Source organism: Leptospira montravelensis, assembly GCF_004770045.1.
GTDB classification, from domain to species: domain Bacteria; phylum Spirochaetota; class Leptospiria; order Leptospirales; family Leptospiraceae; genus Leptospira_A; species Leptospira_A montravelensis.
Genome location: NZ_RQFO01000017.1, coordinates 831,983 through 854,065, shown reverse-complemented (window position 1 = coordinate 854,065; position 22,083 = coordinate 831,983). Strand labels below are relative to the sequence as shown.

The 22,083-nt window shown below is 37.7% G+C and carries 21 protein-coding genes; 8 read left to right on the top strand and 13 right to left on the bottom strand.

Features of this window, described 5'->3' with window-relative positions:
* Positions 1-12 precede the first annotated feature (12 nt).
* Entirely contained in the window at positions 13-1,356 is a 1,344-nt protein-coding gene (locus tag EHQ31_RS17920) for a glucose-6-phosphate isomerase (RefSeq protein WP_135572608.1), read from the top strand.
* On the opposite strand, the gene EHQ31_RS17915 is transcribed toward EHQ31_RS17920, so the two are convergent.
* Genes EHQ31_RS17915 through EHQ31_RS17900 form a run of 4 tightly spaced genes read right to left on the bottom strand, consistent with a single transcriptional unit; the run spans position 1,342 to position 6,346 of the window.
* Entirely contained in the window at positions 1,342-2,064 is a 723-nt protein-coding gene (locus EHQ31_RS17915; RefSeq protein WP_135572606.1) for an NTP transferase domain-containing protein, read from the bottom strand. The two genes, EHQ31_RS17920 and EHQ31_RS17915, sit on opposite strands and share 15 nt — an antisense overlap.
* A complete protein-coding gene (locus EHQ31_RS17910; protein WP_135572604.1) occupies positions 2,061-3,044 on the bottom strand; it encodes an aminoglycoside phosphotransferase family protein in 984 nt (327 codons plus the stop codon). Before EHQ31_RS17910 ends, EHQ31_RS17915 begins: the two co-directional genes overlap by 4 nt.
* A 7-nt stretch (positions 3,045-3,051) precedes the next feature.
* The gene (locus EHQ31_RS17905; protein ID WP_135572602.1) at positions 3,052-4,563 is read right to left on the bottom strand and encodes a hybrid sensor histidine kinase/response regulator; all 1,512 of its coding nucleotides are present in this window, start codon (positions 4,561-4,563) and stop codon (positions 3,052-3,054) included.
* Positions 4,556-6,346, bottom strand: a complete 1,791-nt coding sequence (locus tag EHQ31_RS17900; protein WP_135572600.1) for a two-component system sensor histidine kinase NtrB — start codon at positions 6,344-6,346, stop codon at positions 4,556-4,558. The genes EHQ31_RS17905 and EHQ31_RS17900 overlap by 8 nt, the downstream gene beginning before the upstream one ends.
* Before the next feature lies 1 nt (position 6,347).
* Here EHQ31_RS17900 and EHQ31_RS17895 point away from each other — a divergent pair, with 1 nt between their 5' ends.
* Entirely contained in the window at positions 6,348-7,217 is an 870-nt protein-coding gene (locus tag EHQ31_RS17895; RefSeq protein WP_244247468.1) for an alpha/beta fold hydrolase, read from the top strand.
* On the opposite strand, the gene EHQ31_RS17890 is transcribed toward EHQ31_RS17895, so the two are convergent.
* Positions 7,218-7,451 carry a ferredoxin gene (locus EHQ31_RS17890; RefSeq protein ID WP_135572598.1) on the bottom strand — a complete coding sequence of 78 codons (234 nt, stop codon included), beginning with the start codon at positions 7,449-7,451 and terminating at the stop codon, positions 7,218-7,220.
* 49 nt (positions 7,452-7,500) lie between these two features.
* On the opposite strand from EHQ31_RS17890, the gene EHQ31_RS17885 reads away from it, so the two are divergent.
* The gene (locus tag EHQ31_RS17885; RefSeq protein ID WP_135572596.1) at positions 7,501-7,866 is read left to right on the top strand and encodes a response regulator; all 366 of its coding nucleotides are present in this window, start codon (positions 7,501-7,503) and stop codon (positions 7,864-7,866) included.
* A gap of 4 nt (positions 7,867-7,870) precedes the next feature.
* Here the strand turns inward: EHQ31_RS17885 and EHQ31_RS17880 are convergent, their stop codons facing one another.
* From EHQ31_RS17880 to EHQ31_RS17855, 6 genes are read right to left on the bottom strand one after another with little or no spacing between them, the layout of a single operon-like run.
* The gene (locus EHQ31_RS17880) at positions 7,871-8,644 is read right to left on the bottom strand and encodes a TlyA family RNA methyltransferase (RefSeq protein ID WP_135572594.1); all 774 of its coding nucleotides are present in this window, start codon (positions 8,642-8,644) and stop codon (positions 7,871-7,873) included.
* Positions 8,625-9,548 (bottom strand): polyprenyl synthetase family protein, encoded by a 924-nt coding sequence (locus tag EHQ31_RS17875; RefSeq protein ID WP_135572592.1) that lies wholly within the window; start codon positions 9,546-9,548, stop codon positions 8,625-8,627. The genes EHQ31_RS17880 and EHQ31_RS17875 overlap by 20 nt, the downstream gene beginning before the upstream one ends.
* A gap of 51 nt (positions 9,549-9,599) precedes the next feature.
* On the bottom strand, positions 9,600-10,013 hold the full coding sequence (locus EHQ31_RS17870; RefSeq protein WP_100788832.1) for a nucleoside-diphosphate kinase: 414 nt from the start codon (positions 10,011-10,013) through the stop codon (positions 9,600-9,602).
* Between the two features lie 42 nt (positions 10,014-10,055).
* On the bottom strand, positions 10,056-12,164 hold the full coding sequence (locus EHQ31_RS17865) for a cation:proton antiporter domain-containing protein (RefSeq protein WP_135572590.1): 2,109 nt from the start codon (positions 12,162-12,164) through the stop codon (positions 10,056-10,058).
* 18 nt (positions 12,165-12,182) lie between these two features.
* Positions 12,183-12,665: a pantetheine-phosphate adenylyltransferase gene (coaD, locus tag EHQ31_RS17860; protein WP_100743597.1), complete on the bottom strand. Its 483-nt coding sequence runs from the start codon at positions 12,663-12,665 to the stop codon at positions 12,183-12,185.
* A gap of 1 nt (position 12,666) precedes the next feature.
* Positions 12,667-13,875: an argininosuccinate synthase gene (locus tag EHQ31_RS17855; protein ID WP_135572587.1), complete on the bottom strand. Its 1,209-nt coding sequence runs from the start codon at positions 13,873-13,875 to the stop codon at positions 12,667-12,669.
* Between the two features lie 81 nt (positions 13,876-13,956).
* Here EHQ31_RS17855 and EHQ31_RS17850 point away from each other — a divergent pair, with 81 nt between their 5' ends.
* From EHQ31_RS17850 to EHQ31_RS17840, 3 genes are read left to right on the top strand one after another with little or no spacing between them, the layout of a single operon-like run.
* On the top strand, positions 13,957-15,105 hold the full coding sequence (locus tag EHQ31_RS17850) for a nitrilase-related carbon-nitrogen hydrolase (RefSeq protein WP_135572585.1): 1,149 nt from the start codon (positions 13,957-13,959) through the stop codon (positions 15,103-15,105).
* On the top strand, positions 15,089-15,616 hold the full coding sequence (locus tag EHQ31_RS17845) for a hypothetical protein (RefSeq protein WP_135572583.1): 528 nt from the start codon (positions 15,089-15,091) through the stop codon (positions 15,614-15,616). The genes EHQ31_RS17850 and EHQ31_RS17845 overlap by 17 nt, the downstream gene beginning before the upstream one ends.
* Before the next feature lies 1 nt (position 15,617).
* A complete protein-coding gene (locus EHQ31_RS17840) occupies positions 15,618-17,171 on the top strand; it encodes an FAD-dependent oxidoreductase (RefSeq protein WP_135572581.1) in 1,554 nt (517 codons plus the stop codon).
* On the opposite strand, the gene rlmD is transcribed toward EHQ31_RS17840, so the two are convergent.
* Entirely contained in the window at positions 17,164-18,363 is a 1,200-nt protein-coding gene (rlmD, locus tag EHQ31_RS17835; RefSeq protein WP_135572579.1) for a 23S rRNA (uracil(1939)-C(5))-methyltransferase RlmD, read from the bottom strand. The genes EHQ31_RS17840 and rlmD overlap by 8 nt on opposite strands.
* Entirely contained in the window at positions 18,360-19,433 is a 1,074-nt protein-coding gene (locus EHQ31_RS17830; RefSeq protein WP_135572577.1) for a quinone-dependent dihydroorotate dehydrogenase, read from the bottom strand. The genes rlmD and EHQ31_RS17830 overlap by 4 nt, the downstream gene beginning before the upstream one ends.
* Before the next feature lie 100 nt (positions 19,434-19,533).
* On the opposite strand from EHQ31_RS17830, the gene EHQ31_RS17825 reads away from it, so the two are divergent.
* Positions 19,534-21,150, top strand: a complete 1,617-nt coding sequence (locus tag EHQ31_RS17825; protein ID WP_135572575.1) for a sensor histidine kinase — start codon at positions 19,534-19,536, stop codon at positions 21,148-21,150.
* On the top strand, positions 21,147-22,076 hold the full coding sequence (locus EHQ31_RS17820) for a response regulator (RefSeq protein WP_135572573.1): 930 nt from the start codon (positions 21,147-21,149) through the stop codon (positions 22,074-22,076). Before EHQ31_RS17825 ends, EHQ31_RS17820 begins: the two co-directional genes overlap by 4 nt.
* The last annotated feature ends 7 nt before the right edge of the window (positions 22,077-22,083 follow it).

Genomic DNA, 22,083 nt, shown 5'->3' with positions numbered 1-22,083 from the left:
AGGATCGTTGTTATGTCGAACTTAAAAATTTCAGACCGTTTTGTTAAATCTTTTATCGCCGAAACAGTAATCCAGAAAGAATTGGAAAAGGCTGAGAAAGCGAGACAAACTCTTCTCGAAAAAACGGGCCTAGGAAATGAATTTTTAGGATGGGTGGATCTTCCAAGACAAACGAATCCAGACGACCTCCAATTGATTCGAAAAGCAGCAGAAACTATCCAATCTCATTCCCAATATTTGGTTGTTGTGGGAATTGGTGGAAGTTATCTCGGGGCTCGTGCAGTCATTGAGGCCTTAACTCCGGAATTTAGTGCAAATGAACTACATAAAAAATCCGTAAAAATTATTTATGCGGGACATCACTTGGATGCGGATTATCACTCCCGTTTGTTAGCATTTTTAGAAAACAAAGAATTTTCAGTGAATGTTATTTCTAAATCTGGAACCACAACGGAACCGGCGATCGCCTTTCGTTTGTTACTCTCTCTATTAGAACGTAAATATGGAAGAGAAAATGTAAAAAACCGTGTTTTTGCAACAACTGACAAACATAAAGGAGCTCTAAAACAACTCGCTGATGAATATGGATTTCCTACCTTCGTCATTCCAGACGATGTGGGTGGACGTTATTCCGTCTTTACTCCTGTTGGATTGTTGCCAATTGCCGCTGCCGGTTTCAGTATCAATAAACTGATCGATGGCGCTAAACAAATGGAAGCAGAGCTAAAGGCTAAATCAGCCTTTGAAGGAAACATTGCGGCTATGTATGCAGCGATTCGAAATTCCTTATATGCAAATGGTAAAAAAATTGAAATTTTTGTGAGTTATACACCAGCTTTGTCATTTGTATCTGAGTGGTGGAAACAGCTGTTTGGTGAAAGTGAGGGAAAAACTGGGAAGGGAATTTTTCCTGCATCAGTCCAGTTTACCACAGACCTTCATTCGATGGGACAATACATTCAAGATGGTGAGCGCCAATTGATGGAAACAACCATTAAAGTGGAATCGCCAAAACAAGATGTTTATCTTACAGAAAAGGAAGACGATCGCGACGGCCTCAATTATTTGGCTGGCAAAAAACTTTCTGAAGTGAACCAGAGTGCGATGCTTGGAACTCTCGTTGCGCATAAAGACGGGGGTGTACCTTGTTTAGAAATAATTTTACCTGGGTTAACCGAAGAAGTCATTGGAGAACTTTTGTATTTCTTTGAATTTGCATGTGGGATCTCCGGTTATATGTTAGGTGTAAATCCTTTTGATCAGCCAGGTGTAGAGGACTATAAAAACAATATGTTTGCTTTGCTTGGCAAAAAAGGATATGAACAACGTAAACAGGAAATCTTAAGTCATATATGAAGATTTAATAAAAACTTGGATTTTAGACAGCTCATCGCCAAAAATATCAGTTTTAACATAGGTTTCCCAAAGATCTTTTGTTCCCAAATCTAAAACTCGACCGGAGAACACCTCTCCGGTTATCTCTTTACGCTCCGCACATTCTTTAAAAATATCAGAAAGGTCGTAGTATTTATTTTTCTCTAAATGAGAAAGACATTGAGGATTAAGTAAAGCAAGTCCTATATAATAATAATTTCCGTTACCAAAGGTTAATTCTCCTTTTTCACCAATATCAATTTTTGTATAACTTTGATTAGGAGGTGCAGGCAATAAATATAAATGAATTTTTGTATGAATGGATAAATCAGTTTTTGGTTTAAAATTTGGTTCTGGAAAAAATAAGGTATCTGGGTTTATCAGAAAAATTGGTTCTTTCAAATGTTCGTCTGATAATCCAGTACGAATGCCTCCAGCTGTTCCTAAGATTTCATTTTTTTCTTCTAATATTTCAATGGGAAATTTGATAAATTTCTCAATATGGTTTTTAATTTGTTCCCCTAAGTAATGAGTGTTGATCCAAACTTTAGAAACTTTCCATTGATCGAGTAGATAAAGACTATAATCGAGGAGAGTGATTTTTTGGATCTTTAACAGAGGTTTGGGGCAATTTTCTGTAAGAGTTCCCATTCTTTTGCCAAAACCTGCCGCTAAAACAAAGGCATTCATAAATTTTTAAAATCCTTGTGACGACTTAGTTCGTCTCGTAAACTTCGTACAAAAATGTATAACGAATCAGCAAACATACCTAATTGGATGATTTCCTCCAGTTGGTTTAAACAAGAGATGATAGAAGGTTTGAACTTATCTTTGCCGTGGTCTGTGACCATTCGAAAGTATGTTCCTAAAGCTTTGAAAGAACGCTGCAGAGCTTGGAGATAAAATGTATCATTAAATTTTGTTGATTGGTCTAAGTTCCGATCACGAAATGATTTTAACATTAGAGAACGAAAGTCCCTTGGCAATGGATAATACGCATCATATAAAATAGAGGCAAGATCGTATTGCGGAACTCCCATCCTTGCGTCTTGAAAATCAATCAAAGAATAATCAAAATTAGGTGAAACTAGAATATTTCGACAATGAAAATCACGATGTGTAAAAACATTCACAGGATATTTGTTCAAATAAGCAACGGTTTCATCAATAAAGGCCTTAGCTTCATTGGAAATATTTGTTTTAATTTGGTATAATTTACGAAAATCTTCAAATTTTTCCAAGGTCAGGTTGGTTTCAAAACTTAGTTTTTCTGTATCAAACTTTCTGTTTTTTACTAAGGGAGGTGGACCAAGGGATTGTAATTTTAAAATTAAATCAATAAGAATGGGAAATTTCTTTTTATAGTCATTTAAATTGTATGAGCTAAAATCATCCAAACCTTCAAAACTCATAAACGTGAGTCCAAGTTCTCTATTTACATCTAAAACTCTGGGAACATGAATTTGATTGGCATTCAGAAATTCAGAGATTATGATAAAATCTTCGTTTACGATTGAGTCAGAACAAACAACTTCTTCACTTCCAGTTTCTAATGTTATGCGAAAATACCTTCGTGTTGAGGCTTCCTCTTGTAAGGAAACAATTTTACAATGTTTGCCAAACCGAGAAAATATTACTTCAAGTTGTTCTTTAGTTAATTCAGGTTTCACTTAACAACTATGATTCAGAGACCTTTGGAAAAATAAAATGAAATTTAGATCCATTTCCTGGAGTTGAATCAATTTCTAATCGAATGTCAAAATTATCCACAATTTGTTTGACTACAAACATGCCCAGACCCGTTCCTTTTCCAAGTTCCTTCGTTGTAAAATACGGTTCATATATTTTATTTAATGTTTCAGGTGACATACCTTCGCCATCGTCTGTTACAATAAGATGAGAATTTTTTTGATCTTTATAGGAAACGATTTCAATAGTTCCAATATTATTGGTAGCATCAGCTGCATTAAGAAGAATGTTTGATAATAACAAAGCAAATTGATCAGAATTCATTTGGATAAGAATCTCTTCAAAAGAATCTTCTCTTTTGATATGGCAGTATTTTAATTTTGCAGTTTCCTTAAACACTTGAAGAACCGAGGAAATTTCATTATTCAAATTTAAAACTTTTGATTGTTCATTATTTGATTTTAAGGATTTTCCAAGTTGCAAAAGATTGGAAGTCAATGCCCTTAATTTTTCCGTTTGATTCAAAGTCACCTTTAAGGCACGATCTTTTAACATTGTATCTGCGTTTTCTCGAGAAGCCATTTCTACAAAGCCTTGGATCGCAGTTAGAGAGTTATTAATTTCGTGTCCAATACTTGCAGCCACTACTGATAAAAAAGCCCTTCTTTCTGAGTGAATGAGTTGTTCCACCATTGCCTTTTTCTGAGTTACATCCCTAATGACACCTGTGTAATAAGTATCACCATCCAAACTGTATGAACATATTGCAATGTCCGCCAAAAAAGTAGATGCATCCGAACGTAATAATGTTACATCTGATAGTTGAAGAGTGGATTTATTTTCTTCTTCACTCAACACTTTTGAAACTTGGCTCATGTATTTTTGCATTTTATTTTCAGTGAATAAAATTTTCACTGATTGACCAATTAGATCCAAAGGAGTTCTGAAACGAAACATTTCAAAACTTGCTTTATTTGCCGAAACTACCGTAAGTTTAGAATCAATTGTAATCACAGCATCTGAAGTTGCATTTAATATTGCCGCGTTCTGTCTGTTTAAATCTAAGTTTTGAGTACGAAGTGCTTTTTCCAGTTTTTCCGATAACATCAATTTTTCTAAATCGGAATCCTTTTGATTTTTAAGTTCTAATGCTCGTTTAACAACAGATAAAATTTGTGTTCTGTCTACTGGTTTCGATATGTACTCGAATGCATGATAACGAATTGCAGATTCGGCGGATGATAAATTCGGATTTCCTGTAATAAGGATAACAGGTAAATTAATTTGTTTTTCTGCAATAAACTTTGTGAAATCAATTCCAGACATTCCAGACATTAAAATATCGGAAATAGCAACGGAAAAGGTTTCACCAGATGAAATTCTTTGGATCGCTTCAGAAGCAGATTCCGCGAGTTCGATTTGATATCCTTCTCGAGATAACACTCGTTTTAGTGCGATTCGTATATCCTCTTCGTCATCTACAATTAAAATCTTATCCATTTTCATCCGTATGGGCAGGGAGGTAAATCTCTACCTTAGCTCCCGTACCTTCCTTAGTTTTAATATAGATTTCTCCACCATGTTCCGCGATGATCTTTTTTGATATAGAAAGACCTAAACCAGTTCCTTGTTTATTTCGTCTCGTAGTGAATAAGGGTAAAAAAACCTTCTCTAATGTATCATCATCAATTCCGGGGCCATTATCTTCGACTGAAAAAACAACCCATTCTTTTTTTTGGATTTTGACTAAATCGATACCTAATTCGATTTTTGGAAATTGTCTGGCAGTCTCCATCTCAGAAAGTGCATTGATCGAATTTACCACACAATTGATTAAAACTTGTTCTATTTCTTGCCAGCGCACAAAGATTCCTGGCAAATTTGGTCCTGCATGCCTAGTAAAACTTATATTTTTTTTACGGCAACTAACTTCGACTAGTTCGCTTGTTCGAACTAGAATATAATATGGAGAGACAATATCTCGATTGGGGCTTTCCATCCTTCCCAAATCTAGTAAAGCTTTCACCAAATCACGAATTCGCAAATTGGCAGATTCAATTTTTTTTAAAATATTCCTTCGTTCATTTTGATCTGCTTCGTCGACAGTAATTAAGTCGTCCAAGTACAAAAGTGCACTTTGTAGTGGGTTATTGATTTCGTGTGCAAGACCGGCTGCAATTTCACCAATACTTGCAAATTTCATTGATTCAATTAGTTGTCGATCCTTTCGTTTAGCTTCCGTGATATCAGAAAATACTAACAAAATTTTTTTATCGTTCGGATCATATCGTCTAACGGGTATAAACCGAATTTCAAATGTTTTTTCTTCACCAAGTAATAAATAATCAAATTCAGTTGTTTGAGAGTTTTGATTTTCGATGACGGAACTTAAAACTTCCATTAGTTTTGATTTCATTTTTTCATCAAAAAAATGGAAAATATCTTCACCTACTTCAAATGCAAAAACCTGAAAGAGTAAAAACTTAAAAATAGGAGCAATCTCTAAAATTTGTGCGTCTTTATTTATAATTACAAAACCATTGTTCATCGTGGCAAAAAATGTTCTTAGTTTGTCTTCGCCATATTTAATAATGCGTTCAGCGTTTTGTAATTCGGAAAGATCTAATAAGAGCAGTGAAATTCCATTTGGCTTTCCTTCCTGCATTGTGATAAAACTTTGTAATTGAAAGGTGATCGAATTCTCAACAGAGTGATCAACTTCTATTAAAAATTTTGTATTTCTTTTTAAAATTTCATTCTTTAGATTCTCCGGTAGAATCAGAACATCAAATATTGTATAAGATTCAATTTTGTTAGGTGATAACCTGAATAATTCAATAAAACGATTGTTAGCGTATTGTAAATTGCCTGCTAAATCAGTTTGAATGAACGGAATTTCTAAGTGGTCAACTATTTCTAAATGATCCTCAGAATGCATTTGGTTCCAGTTAATTGTAATCGCGTATATTTCTGTATCGGAATCAAAGAAGTCAGTTAAAGAGGAATAATGAACAGATACTGGAATCTTTTCTGAATTTAGTTTTTTTAGAAACCATTTGTATTCGCTTTTGGATTGTGGATGTGTGTGGATCTCTGAAACTAGGAGATCAAAATCGCAGAATATATTTTCCACTTGCAATGATTTTGGATTTTTTATTTCCAATTGTTCAATTGCAATTGAATTGATGTAGAGGATTTGTTTGGATTTAAGATCGACGAAAACTAATCCTTTTTGGGAATGGGAGAGTAGCTGCGATAGTCTTTCAATTTTTGAATTAAACATTATGATGAAATATTTTTACCGAAGCCTTTTTCGAAACTATCAGTCCCAGAGACGTAAATCAATGAAAAATATGGGTGGGATTCCCAGTTTTATTCCAATGGGTGGACACCAAATTTTTTATTGGAAATTTGGAAATGGCAACAAAAAACCTATAGTTTTTTTGCATGGTTTACTCGACGAAAGTTTTGGTTTTCGGCGAGTCGTAAAAGAACTGTTAAATGAAGGTTATCCACTTTATGTATTTGATTTGCCTGGATATGGAAAAAGTAAATTACCTTTAGTGAAGTATCTTTACCAAATCGATGTTTGGGCAGACTTACTTCTTGAGTGTTTCGAAAAATTAGATTTAAAAGATATTTGTTTAGTCGGCCATTCTATGGGTGGGCTCACATCCCAACATTTAGTTTTAAGTGATACTCATAACCGAGTGCAAAAGCTTATTCTGTTAGCACCCGGTGGTATTCCTCATCCAGAACGTGAAAAAATGCGTAAAGTTCTATTTCCTAAAACAGAAAAACAGGTCGTATTGCTACTTCGATATCTTTACGGAGAAGAATTTCCCGAACCTGGATTTTTATTTCGCCACACTCTTGTTACTATTTGGAATGATAAACCGAACGAATATTTACAAGAAAATACCTTACGTAGGGAAGAGGAGATTTTTTTTGATTCTAAAATGAAAGGAATCAAAATTCCAACTTTGATTTTAGCTGGCGCTGAAGATGAAATTACACCACCATTTATGATGAAAAAAATTAATTCGTATATTAAAAAAAGTAAATTGGTGTGGATTCCAAAAGTAAGACATGCAATTCACCTAGAAAAACCGGATGTGGTCGCAAGAAATATTAGTATATTCTATAATACTTAACTATTCACCGTCATCGCCAATGGCGTCTACCGGACACATTGCCATTGCTGCTTTTGCCTGTTTTTCTTCATTTGGTGTTGTTGGTTGTTTTTTTACAAAAATATGACTTTCGTCTGCACTGTACTGTAAAAGGTCAGGGGCTTCCTTTATGCAGTCGTTACAAGGGACACAGGTTTGGTCGACATAGTATTTTCCTGGTACATTTTCGGGTTGTTTGCTACTTTTATCTGCCATACAGTATTTTTACTTTTTAACAGACCCCCCCTTATAAAATAAAGCATATATGACAAAAAAGAACATCCTCATTGTAGAGGATGAACCTTTCCTCGGACTCAATATCAAACAGAAAATCGAATCTTTCGGTTTTCATGTGATAGCAGTGGTTCCTTCTGGGGATGAGGCTTTCCAAATCGTTTCGGAAAAGGTTCCGGATTTGATCCTAATGGATATTAATTTGGAGGGGTCATTGGATGGGATCGAAACAGCCGAATCATTACGGGAACAATTCTCAGTGCCAGTTTTATTTTTGACAGGATTTTTAGATGATACTGCAAAATACCGAATCAATCAAAACCCGTCTTACGCATATTTGTTGAAACCATTCACTACGGACCAATTAAAAGAAGCGGTTTCTGGTTTTACTTCTTAATTTTTTAAATTCTATTTTTCCATTCCCATCGAATCAAAAATTCTCGATTGCCATCGGCTCCCTGGATCGGGGATTCTGCGAGCCCTAAAAATTTTATTCTGGAATCTAAATTTCTAATCTTTCGCCAAATAGAACGAATCGTATAACCAATATGATGCGAATCCCTCAATACACCTTTCTCTAATTTGGAAGGATGAACTTCAAATTGAGGTTTGAATAAAGAAATTCCTTGCCAAACAATATGGGAACTTGATTGAAAAAGAGAAATTAAGGATCCAAAAACGGGCACTAGAGAAATAAAACTTAAATCCATTGTGATCCAAGTTTCCTCGGTTAAAGGTTCTAATTGAGAAACCGTAAGGTCTTTTAGATGAGTGCGATCAAAAACTGTGACCTTGGGATCATTGGCAATTTTTTGTGCTAATTGGCCGTAACCTACATCCACGGCGATCACTCGGGAGGCACCTTTTTCCAAAAGCACCTGGCAAAAACCACCAGTTGAAGAGCCCAGGTCGATACAGGTTTTGTTTTTCACATTGGCAGTGGGAAAAGAATCAAAAGCTCCGAGCAGTTTGTATGCCCCACGAGAAACATAGGTTTTGATTTTTTCTTTAGTGCGAACTATATCTTTGGGAGAAATTAAGGTTCCCACTTTGGAAATTACTACATCATTGATAAGAACAGATCCAGAAAGGATTAACGATTGTGCTCGTTTTCGATCGATCGCATAACCTTCGCGAACGAGGAAATCATCCAGTCTAATTTTTTCTTTCGGCAATGTATTTCGGTAATCCTAAAAAGAATTCATTATTTAGGGACGATACGTTTGCCACAAGGGAAATCGCTTTGGATACGGATTCATCTCTTAATTTTTTAGCAGTGTCCATTCCATAAAGACTGGGGTAAGTTAATTTTCCTGCTTTTGCATCCTTTCCGGGCGTTTTTCCAAGATCGGCAAGGTTTCCTTCCACATCTAAAATATCATCTGTAATTTGAAATAATAAACCAATTTCTTTCGCATAACTTGAAATTACGGACTCCCTTTCTAACCAATCCGGTCGTAATCGGTTTCCTAAAAGGAAGGAAGCTTCAATCAGAGCCCCCGTCTTTTTTTCATGGATGGATGCGAGTTTGGATTCTTTATCGATAGGGCTTGGATTTTTTTCTTCTTCAATATCTTCCATTTGCCCGAGGATCATTCCCTTCATTCCGGCCCCTCTGTGGAGAATTTGGATGGAGTCACGGATGGTGGTGGAGTCTGTTTTTTCCAATAGAGATAACAAATAGAAACTCAAAGAGTTCAGTGTGTCACCTGCAAGGATGGCAGTGGCCTCATCAAACTGAATGTGGCAAGTAGGCATACCACGGCGAGTATCGTCATTGTCCATTGCTGGGAGATCATCATGGATCAGGGAATAGGTATGAATGCATTCCACTGCAAGAGCCGCAAGATAAACTGAGAGGTGATTGTCCCTATTTAGATTAGTTGGAAAATGAATTGGTTCAAAATAAGAATTCAGAACAAAGATTGGTCGAATTCGTTTTCCGCCTGCCTGTAAACTATATAAACAAGCATCCGTTATGCGAGTGCGAGGTTGAAACAATTCTTTAGTATAAGATTCAAAAAAAGAATCAAAGAGTTGTTTGGAGTTTTTTAAAATTTCAGAAAAGAGGGTTGGCACGGGAAAAAGACCGGTTCTCTTTAAAGAACCGATCGATTGTTTGGTTCGAACTTAGTTAAGTTCATACCCTTTGAAGAAAAACGCAATTTCTTGAAGTGCGTTTGCCACAGAGTCAGAACCGTGAACCGCATTTGCTTCTTTGCTTTCTGCAAAAAGAGCACGAATGGTTCCTGCTTTTGCTTCTTTTGGATCAGTGGCACCGATTACATCTCTCCAATGTGTTACCGCGTTGTCTCTTTCAAGAGCGCAAGCTACGATCGGACCAGATGCCATGTAAGTGCAAAGGTCATTATAAAATGGACGAGCTGCGTGAACCGCATAAAATTGTTTAGCGTCTTCGAGGCTGAGTTTTAGGAATTTCATTCCTAGGATTTTAAATCCTTCTTTTTCGATTCTTTGAAGGATGTCGCCGATGTGTTTGTTTTTCACAGCATCGGGTTTAAGCATAATAAAAGTTCTTTCCATATCTCCAAAAGCTTGGAGAAACCGAAAAAAGCAATCGAATCTTTAAGTGCCTAAAAAACGAACCAAAAGAAATGAAGTTGGGAGAAGATCCATTTTCTCAAATCCCATTTCTTCCCAGACATTCAGATCAATGAGAATCAATGAATACCCAGTGATTTTGTTTATGGAGATGGGATAGGGATTTAGATCTGTTTCCGGTTGTACTAAGTCTTCCACTTTGATTTTGTTCGACTTCATTCCTTTGAGGGAGGTTAGTTTTTGTGCAAAACCCAGGATGGGATCTTTTTCCCCTTTGTAAAGAATTGCTACTTTTTCTACAGATTCCAAACCGTTGTCGATGAGGACACCCACAGTGGCAGGGCAATAGTTGAGAATTCCCTTAATTTTTCCCCCCGTATAACTACGAGAAAATAGAGGTTTGGCAGCACCGATGAGTAAAATATCTGTATGTTTGATTTTAGCAAAATTGACAATTTCATATGTAACATTGTCTGTGATACGGTATTCTGTTTGAACTTGGATTCCCATACTAGAGCCTGTTTGGCGAATCGCTTCAAAACTGGCATCCCGGTATCGGCGAATTTCTTCATTGGAAAGTGAGTCGTTTGGTGAAATATGAAGTGCAGTGATTTCTAAATTTTTCTTTTGGTTTCCAGAAAGTGAAAAAGCAAATCGAACCAAACTTTTTCCCATTTTCTCTTGGGCAAAAGCAACTAACACTCGTAATTTGTGGTCTACTGGTTTTTCTGTAGGAATACGTTTTTCGGTATTAGAAAAAAACTTTTGGATTCCATCGAGAAGTGGTCCAGTAGAAAGAGTGGTGACAAGTGCCATTAACACAAATACTGCGAAGATTTCAGGACTTAAAATTCCTAAATCATATCCAATATTAAGAACCACAAGTTCCATGAGACCACGAGTGTTCATAAGAGCACCTATGGAAAGGGCATCTTCCCAATTGGAGCCCGAAACTTTGGCCGCAAAAGCACTTCCTATAAATTTTCCCACTACCGCCACAAGGATGACGAGTCCAAACACTAACCAAAGGTGAGACCCATTGAGCAGGCCAATCTCAGTTCTAAGTCCTGTGATCACAAAGAAAATGGGTAGAAATAAAATAACAGCTATGTCTTCTATCTTTTCCGCTACGAGTTTTTTGAGGTTTCCCTCTGTTGGCATAATGACGCCCGCAAGAAATGCTCCGAACAGAGCATGGATACCGATGACCTCTGTTGTGAGTGAAGAGAGGAATAAAATCATTAAGATAAGAGCAACGGCAGTTCTTGTTAAGTTTTCCCTGGAGATATAAATGGATCCTAATCGTTTGAGAAAGGGTGCCACTAAATAAATCATTGTTAGGATATAGGCAAAAGATAGTCCTATGGTGAAAAGTGCCGTATTGAGATTTCCGGCTTTAGAAATTGTTACAATGATCGCAAGTAAGATCCAAGCGGTCATATCGTCCGCAGCAGCGCAAGTTAGAACCATTGCACCAAGCGGAGTTCTTGTGAGATTCCGTTCTTGAAGGATTCTTGCGAGAACGGGAAAGGCAGTGATACTCATTGCTATTCCCATAAAAAGTGAAAAAGATAAAAAACCTACATTTTCCGGTGCATAGTCAGTATAAAAAAAATAAGCTAATATCATCCCTAAAAAGAAAGGGAAAATGATACTGGCGTGGCTAATGATTATGGCTGAATGTGCTTTGTTTTTAAGAACCGAGATGTCTAGTTCCATTCCTATGATGAACATAAAAAGAACTAAACCTATTTGACTGAGGGTTCCGAGAGTGGGAAGACTTGCCGGTGGAAATAAAAATCCCATCGTTTCTGGAAAGTAATAACCAAGTAAAGATGGTCCAAGTAAAATCCCTGCTACAATTTCACCCATTACGGATGGTTGTTTGAGTTTCCTTGAGAAAACATAACCAACAAATCGCGCGGACCCACAAACAATGATTATTTGGAGAAATAGTAGGGCTAATGGATGGTGGAAACGGTTGAAAAAATTTTCAGTGTCTAGATGTTCATTGGATATTGTTACAATATTTTTTGTGACTTCAAGAAGAGTCCCGGCTTGTAAAAGAAAGTAACCTAGAGAACCAAATAAGAGAATGGTGAATCCATAAAAAAGAGAAGAACGTGTTTTCATAGAATCCTCATTTTCTCCTTAAACGGAGAATTTTTTGGTAAGGGCTTCGCCCACAATGTCTGGAACTTGGTTAGAAACGGCTCTTCCATGTCTTGCTACTTCTTTGACGATAGTAGAGGAGACAAAAGAGTATTCATTGTCCGCCATTAAAAAATATGTTTCGATTTCTGGAGCCAATTTTTTATTCATCAGTGAAATCGCATATTCGTAATCAAAATCTGTGACCGCACGAAGCCCGCGTAAAATCACACGAGAATTTTTTTCTTTGCAATAATCTACAGTTAGGCCTTCGAAGGTATCGATTTTGATTTTGTCCCAACCTTTAAAAACTTTCCCTATCATTTCCACTCGTTCTTCTGGGGAAAATAGGGAAGTTTTTTTGGAATTGATTGCAACAGCAATAATGATCTCTTCGAATAACGGATGAGCTCGCCGTATGATGTCGAGATGACCGTTTGTGAACGGATCAAAAGAACCTGGATATACGGCGATATTTTTCATCTTATTTGTTTACCCTTGCCCACTCTTTCATAGGCAGACCGTAAAGGTTGATAAATCCTTCGGCATCATATTGGTTGTACAATTCTTCTTTTTCGAATGTAGATAGTCCTGCATTGTATAGCGATTTGTTGGATTTTCGTCCCACAACTGTGCAACTTCCTTTGTACAATTTAATTCGTACGGTTCCATTCACATATTTTTGTGTGTAATCCATATATGCGCGTAAAGCATTCATTTGGTTGGAATACCATTGGCCATTGTAAATGTAACGAGCAAACTCTTGAGAGAGTTCATCTTTTTTGTGTTGGGTGTCACGATCAAGTGTGATGGATTCTAAATCGCGGTGTGCGATATGAAGGATAGTTCCACCTGGAGTTTCATACACTCCGCGAGATTTAATACCTACAAGTCGGTTCTCAACGATGTCAACTCGACCCACACCATTTTTTCCACCTAAGTCATTTAAGGTTTCCATCACTTCGAGTGGGTTTAGTTTTTTTCCATCGATGGCAACACAATCCCCATTTTCAAAATCCAATTCTAGATAAGTTGGTTTGTCTGGTGCTTTTTCGGGAGATACGGTTAAGATAAACATATCTTCTTTAGGTTCATTGTATGGATCTTCTAAAATTCCACCTTCAAAGGAAAGGTGCATTAAGTTTCTATCCATACTATATGGTTTAGCAGCTGTTACAGGAACTGGAATTCCTTTTTTCTTTGCGTATTCAATAAGATCTGCACGCCCACCAAAATTCCAAGTTCTCCAAGGAGCGATGATTTGTAAGTTAGGCGAAAGTGCTTTGAAAGTGAGTTCAAAACGAACTTGGTCGTTTCCTTTTCCTGTTGCTCCATGTGAAAATGCATCGGCGCCTTCTTTGGTAGCCACTTCCGCCATTGCTTTAGCAATGAGAGGACGTGCCATTGAGGTTCCGAGTAAATAACGCATTTCATAAATGGCATTTCCCCGAATCGCAGGGAAAATAAAGTCACGTGCAAATTCCAAACGTAGGTCTTGGATGTACACTTTGGAAGCTCCGGTATTTTTTCCTTTTTCTTCTAGGCCTGTAAGTTCTTCTTTTTGACCGACATCGGCACAAAAAGCAATGACTTCACAACCATAGGTATCTTTCAACCAAGCCAGGATGACGGAAGTATCGAGTCCTCCGGAGTAAGCGAGAACGATTTTTTTGGGAGCAGGTTTCTCTTTCATAGAATAAGGTCAAAATAAAAGAAAAAACCAAGAACACAATTAAATATTGTCTGAAACGAAATTGTGTAGTAGATTTGGTGGATGCGTTTTCCCGTTTCTTTTTCTGTTTTTGTAACCATTACAGTTTTTACGATCCACTGCCAAAAACATATTGTTCCTCAAGAGGAAATCTCCAAAAACGTTCCCAATCCAAAGGTATACATCCAAAAAGAGGGAAAAGGAAAACGGGGAAGTTTTCTGGGAATGGAACCGTATCTTAACAAATATAGTTACGCAACAGAAGATAGTTTTTATTTGGCTTTGAACGAATACTTTCGGATAGCAAAGGAAAATGATCTTCTTTTTATAGATCGTAGTATCGTTGTTTTACCCGAGTATATTGGAACTTGGCTCGTAGTGACCGCCGAGGACAAATCCGTTTTTGCAACCAATACAATCCAAGAAGCAATGGAAGTTTTGGTAAAACATAACCTTGGTTCCTTTCTTTGGCATTATCTCTTTAGCAGTTCTTATTCTTCTGATACTTTAAAAGAAACACTCTTTCGAATGAAAGCTTGGCAAATGACTGATAGGTACCAAACTGTTTTTGCTAAACTCGCCCGTGAGTATCGAGTTTCCATTGTCGCAGGTTCCATTGTTTTGCCCCATCCCAAAGTCATAGAAGGAAAAATCACACCGACAGATGGGCCTTTGGAAAACGTAAGTTTTTATTTTCATCCCGATGGAAGAGTGGATGACCAAATCGTAAGAAAACTATTTCCCATTACCGACGAAAAAGAATTTCTCAAAGAAGGGAAGTTGGCTGAAAATCCGAGTTACCAAACCTCACTTGGGAAACTATACACGATGGTTTGTGCTGATTCTTGGTTTCCAGAAGTATATACGGAGTTTAAAAAATCAGAATCGGACCTTCTTGCCGTTCCTTCGTTTGTATCCCCAACAGACGCCTGGAACGTTAAATGGCAAGGTTACAACGGTTATGCGAATCCAAAAGATGTGGATCCCAAAGACATAGGTGTTATTTCCGAACGAACTGCTTGGAAAAAATATGCAATGCATGGTCGCCTGAAAGATCCAAAGGTAAAAGCAGGAATTAATGTATTTTTCCGAGGTGAAATTTGGGATTTAGCTGCTAGTGGGGATGCTTTCCTAAATCTCGGGGGAAAACCAGTAATCAATGTTGTGAAAGAAGAAAAAAACCAAGGAAGAATCTATGTACTCTATCTCTAGAAAATCCTTTTTAGCTCTCTTAGTTTTTTGTGCGGGCATCAAATCCAAAATTCGATTTTTTTATTTTAGTGATTCAGAAAGGGGAACGGTGACTGCTTTTTCTGAAGTTGTACTTCCTGTTTCTGAACCGGGAATGCCTAGTTTAGATGAAGCAAATGTTATGCGAAGATTGGATGAAGAGTTGTATTTTGTTTCCGAAGAGATCCAGGAAGACTTTCATTCGGCAGTGATGGTTTTGGAATACCTTCCCCTCTTTTATGGATATTTTAGTTTTTTTTCCAGTCTTTCCAAAGAAAAACGAGAAGAACTTTTATCTCTTTTGGCAGAGACAGATTCGGATATCGTCCGTGCCGTGGTTGGAAATTTAAAACTTTTGGTTTGTTTGGTTTATTATGGTCACAAGTCGACTTGGCCGCAAATTTCTTATCCAGGTCCTTTTGGCAATCCTCCTGAGAAATGGAGCGAATCCAGAATCCACTACCAAAATTTGGTGAATGGAAAGGAAGTTTAAGATGAAGTCTGGAATTTACCGCGATTACAAAAGTTATGCGAAGAATGAAACCATCATTGTGGATGTAGTGGTCATTGGATCGGGATGTGGTGGGTCGACAATGGCCTACGAACTTTCTAAAAAAGGAATTAAAGTCGCCCTTATCGAACAAGGCGGAAACTATCACACAGGTACTTTTGATAACCATGAACTCAATATGGGTGGCAAAGTTTCAGCCGAGAGAAATTTTCATACCACAGCAGATGGTGGAATCAACCTCGTGTACGGAAACAATCTGGGTGGGGCATCGGTTCATTACTGGGCTGATAGTTACCGTACACCGGATGACCGGTTGTTATTATGGAATCGTAAGTACGGAATGGAAAATCACCTTCCCGAAGATCTACATTCCTATTGGCCGGAATTGGAAGCTGACCTTCATGTAACACCGGCGGGTGAAGAATCCTTTAATCCGATGAATCGACTGTTTCGAAGCGCCTCACGAAGATTAGGTTGGGAGGGTCATGCCGTCCCACAGGCAAGAAAAAACTGTCAGAAATCTGGCCATTGTATGCAAGGTTGTATGTTTGGAGCCAAACAATCACAACTTGTGACTCATATCCCAAGGGCAGTGTTACTCGGAACCGATGTGTATACAGACCTTCGGGCAGAAAAATTAATTTTCCAAGGTAGGAAAGTCGCAGGCCTCGAAGCTGTTGTGATTGATCGAAGAACTTTGCGACCGACTGCGACAAAGGTAATTTTTCAATCCAAAGCGGTTTGTGTTTCGGCAGGTGGATTTGGTAGTTCTACTTTTTTACTTCGCAATGGCCTAAAAAGAAGGTTACCTGCACTTGGTGAGTATTTAGCAATCAATCCATCTCCCATGGTACATGCCTTATTTGAAGAACCCATCATCCAATGGAGAAACATTCCTGCAGCTTATGGAGTGGAGGATTTTCGTTTGGCTAGATACCAAAATGGAAAGTACAAAGAGGGCGGGTATATGTTAATGCCAAACCAATTACAACCTGCTACTCTTGCGGCCCTCGTTCCCAGTTTTGGAAAAGACCATTATACTTATATGAAACAAATGGAACATTTAGGTGGGACCATTGGTTGGATTGACGATGTGGACGGGGAACTTGGTTCCATCGAAGTGGATCTGTTTGGAAAAAGAAAAATCAATTATCCATTTGGAAAGGTCACCAAACAAATCTTTAGTGACCTGACATACAAACAGATGAAGTTAAATTTTGAAGCAGGTGCCAAAGAAGTTTTCCTAGCGGGTATGAAACTTCGTAAATATTCCAAAATGCCTAAAAAAGAAGAAATTGATGCTCTGGCCTGGAGGCCTGCGGAATTTCCAATGGCGGCCCCCCATCCTGCAGGCGGGTGCCGGATGGGAAAATCGAGCGAAACTTCTGTTGTGAATTCTCGTCACCAAGTGCATGGATTTGAGAACTTGTTTGTCGCAGACTCTTCTGTTTTTCCTACAGGCGTAAGTGTGGATCCAAGTTTTACCATTATGGCTTTTAGTAAAAAAGCCTCAGAGTTTGTAATGGATGTTATGTGAGGTTTTTATTCCTAAAAACGGCTACGGTTTCAACGTGGTCGGTTCTTGGAAACATATCCACAGGTTGCACTGAATTTAGGAAGTACTGTCTTGCCAGAAGGTTTGTGTCCTCTCTGAGACTCATTGGATCACAAGATACATAGACTATTTTTTTAAAACCCATTCCCAAAATAGTTTCTGCTACTTCGACTCCGAGTCCTGTGCGCGGTGGATCAAGAACTAAGGTATCATAGTTTTTTCCAAATAAACTTGGTAGAACTTCGGCCACTCTACCTTTGCGAAACCGTACATTGTGTACTTTGTTATACTTAATAGATTCCAATGCAGTTCGATGAGAATTGGGATTTTCTTCGATCCCCATCACTTCTTTACAATTTCCTGAAATCCAAAACGAAATGGTTCCAATCCCTGAATACGCATCAATGACACGGGAGTTTGGTTCGATTTCATCCAAAACCAAATTGTACAAACTTGGGGTTTGGATAGGGTTTACTTGTAAAAAAGTAGAAAGGCCCACGCGGAATTTATGTTTTCCAAAATGTTCGTGGATGTAGGGTCTACCCCATAACAAATGTTCTTCGCGACCCAGTGCCATTGTGGTGTGTTTGGTATTGATGTTTTGGATGATTCCGACTATTTTACCAAACTTTCCTGTTTTACCAATTCGGTTTTGAATCGCTGTGTGAAGTCTTTTGGAAGCATCTTTGGCATGTGGAATATCTTCTTTTGCCGTAACAATTCCTAAAATGATTTCTCCTGTGGAAAAGGACTTTCTAGCCACAAGGTATTTCATCATCCCACGTCTAGATTTTTCGTTATAAGGAAGAAGTCCTTCTCGCCTAGCCCATTGTTTGACGGCTAGTGCAATTTCTGTAAGACCCGGATCTTGGATATCGCATTCGGTTTGGTCTAGGACAAATGTGGATTCCTTATTAAAGAGACCCAAAGTTAGAAGAGTTTTGTTTCCAATGATCCTCCTTCCAAAAGGAAGTTGGATTTTGTGACGGTATTTCTCAGGAGAAGGGCTTGGAACTATGGTACGAAATTCTAAGTGGCGATACGTTTTAAAAAGTTCTTTGATGTTTTGTTCTTTTTTTCGAAGTTCTTTGGTGTAATCAATGTCTAGATAATTACAACCGCCACAAGTTCCGAAGTGGGTGCAGATTTTTGTACCGGGATTGGTTTGTGTCATAATGGATTTCCGGTTCCTACAAGTTCGGAGATATTGGAGAGTTTCTTTTGTTGGATCACTTTGTCGAGATAAGAACAAATTTGGTAAGGAAGAAATGGTCCTTCGTAGATATAACCTGTATAAATTTGGATGAGGTTGGCCCCAGCTTCGATCATACGTTTTGCTTTTTCCCCTGAGTCGATTCCTCCCACACCAATGATAGGAATTGTTCCTTTTAGAGTTTTATAAGCTAAGGAAACAAAGTGAAGGGATCTTTCAAAAAGAGGTCCACCGGAAAGTCCACCTTCTTCTGGATTGGTTTCTCCGAGTACTTCTTTGTTAAGTGTAGTGTTAGTCAGAATGACACCACTGATTTTATAATCCAAACATACTTTTAAATTTTCGATTAACTCTTCTTCTGTTAAGTCGGGAGCAAATTTTAAATACAAAGGAATGGGAAATTTGTGATCAAAAGCAGATTGGATTCCTTCGATAAGATCAATTAATGTTTTTTTGGATTGGAGAGATCGTAATCCGGGAGTGTTTGGTGAGCTGATATTGATCACAGCATAATCCCCATAAGGAACCAACTTCTTCAAAGTATAAACATAATCACCAACAGCATTTTCTAATTCTGTGACTTTTGATTTACCGGCATTGATACCACGCACTCCCAACTTTTGTTGATTCTTTATATTGGTTTCCGCGATATCTGCGCCTGGGTTATTAAATCCCATTCGGTTGATGAGGGCTTTGTGTTTGGGATAACGGAAGAGTCTGGGTTTGTCATTGCCTGGTTGTTTTTTGGCAGTGATGGTTCCTACTTCAATGTACCCGAATCCCATATGAATCATTGTGGGGAAAAGTTCTGCTGTTTTGTCGAAACCTGCGGCAAGTCCTAATGGATTGGGGAAATGGATTCCTTGGATGGTTTGTTCTAACCGTTTGGATTTGTATTGGAATATAGAAGCTAGAGTCTTATAGAAAAAAGGGATTTTTTGTGAAAGTGAAAGGAATGTTGCGGCTAAGTGGTGCGCAGATTCCGGATCTAAATGAAATAGGATTGGTTTGATCAGGTGATTGTAGAACAAGAGGAGAACCTTAACGTTGATTCTTTTTTCGCACTCATTTCTTACAATTTCTTTCCGAAAATAGCGTTCTTTCAGAGACTCATTATCAGGACTTTACTGTATGGCACCAAATTCTTCATTTGCCCGTATTTGGCAGAATCCTTCCGACTTTCCACCGGAAGCTGTACTTCGGGAATTGGAAAACCTACTCCGGTCCAATCCTGATTTTTGGCTCAAGATCAACAGAGACGGAATCATTGTTGATTATAAATCTTCCAGGTTTGTGAACATTGGCGACAAACCAGAAACCTTACTTGGCAAACATATTGATGTGGGTCTTCCTCCTTACTTACGTGAAATCGCAGCAGAAGCATTGGCATATTTATCTGAGAAAAAAAGCCAAGTATTTTGGAAAGAATACTCTTATGGTGTAGAACCAAACATTCGTCATGTGGAAGTTAGGTTTGTAGTTCTCTATGAAGGATATATCATGTCCAACCATAGGGACATCACTGAAAGAAAACGTTTAGAGAATGCATTTTTAGAAAGTGAGTCTAGATTCCTTTCGATGGCACAAAATGCTGCCGATTCCATTATCATCATCAACGATGACGGTATTATCCAATTTTTTAACAAAACCGCTGAAATTACTTTTGGTTATTCACATGATGAAGTGATTGGCAAAAACGTTACGATGATCATTCCACCTGAATACAAAGAAAAACATGATGAATACTTGCGACGATATAAGGCCACAGGGACTCAGCATATCATTGGAGTCGGTAGGGAACTTATCGCACTACGGAAGTCAGGTGAAATTTTTCCATGTGAATTATCTGTCGGCGAATTCAAAACTAAATCAGGGAAAATGTTTACAGGAATTCTAAGAGACATTAGTCAAAGGAAAATCCAAGAAGAAGAATTATACCAATATAGAAATCATTTAGAAGAGTTGGTTGAAAGCCAAACAATGGACTTAAAAATGTCCAAAAATATTGCTGAAGAAGCCTCTTATATGAAGTCTCTCTTTTTAGCAAATATCTCTCATGAATTAAAAACACCGATCCACGCTATTTTAAGTTATGCTGAACTAGGGGAAGAAAAATCAGCAACGGTTTCACCAGAGAAAATCAAAGAATATTTTCAGATTATCGATTCTTCCGGTAAACGCTTGCTAGGTTTACTTGAAAATCTATTAGATATTGCCAAATTAGAATCAGGCAAAATGAGATATTTATTTGAGAAAAATTGTCTGAAAGAAACCACTAAATTTGTAATTAACGAAATGCGAGTCATTTTGGAAAAAAGAGGGATTACAGTTGTTCTATTAGAGAAGGAAGAACGTTGGGAAGCCGAGTTCGACTACGAAAGGATCCAGCAGGTGATACGAAATATTCTCTCAAATGCACTAAAATTCATTCCAAATGACACTAATATTGAAATTAGTATGGTCAGAAGAGAATTTATTCCGAGAAAAACTCAGTCATATGTCAATGGTATCGGAATACAGATTCGTGATTTTGGACCGGGAATTCCTCCCGAAGACTTGGATAAAATTTTTGAAAAATTCATCCAATCCAAACAAGTGAAAGCAGGAACAAAAGGAACAGGGCTCGGTTTGTCCATTTCTAGAGAAATTGTGAATGATCACCACGGTTTGTTGTATGCCGAGAACCATGAAACAAAGGGAGCAATTTTTACTATGTTAATTCCTTGTTCTCGCGAAGGACTCCGATGATTAACTTACTCGCAGTGGATGATGAGATGATCAATTTGATGATCATTGATGAATCTCTCTCTGACAAAGGCTTTAATGTTGTAAAAGCAAAAGATGGGGAAGAGGCATTCCAAATCCTTAGTTCCGATTCTACATTATTTCATGCAATTATATTGGATCGACTAATGCCCAAAATGGATGGGATTGAACTTCTAAAAAAAATCAAGAGATCAGAAAAGTATAAAGATATTCCTGTAATCTTTCAAACTGCTATGAGTTCCGTCACAGATATGACAGAAGGATTGGATGCAGGTGCATTTTATTATCTTACAAAACCTTATTCTAGAACTTTACTCGTTCGTATTGTACAAACAGCAGTAGAACATTTTATCAAACTGCAACGTGCAAAAGAAGACCTTCATAAAGGTATGGGTGCACTTAGGCATATGATCACTGGTGAGTTTCGCATTCGTTCTATCCGTGAGTCACATGAATTAGCACCGTTACTTGCCAATGCATGTCCAGACCCCGAACGTGTGTTAACTGGCATTATGGAAATTTTAAACAATGCGATTGAACATGGAAACTTGGGTATTTCTTATCAGGAAAAATCGGAACTTCATGATAATGACAAACTAATGGAAGAAATTTTTAGAAGATTAGATACTCCCGAATTTAAAGATAAATTTGTAAAAGTTACTTTTGAAAAAAATGAAGAAAGGATAGAAATTCGCGTGAGTGACCAAGGAAAAGGTTTTGATTGGCAAAGGTATTTGTCTGTGGAAGCAATGACAAAGAATGCTTTTAAAACGCATGGTCGGGGAATTTTTATGGCCCGTAAATTATCTTTTGATGACCTTTCCTATGCGGATGAAGGTAGAACGGCCGTCATTCGTATCGATTTGTCTAATAAAAGGGGAAACTTACTTACCGACTTTCAAGAGTAAACTTCGT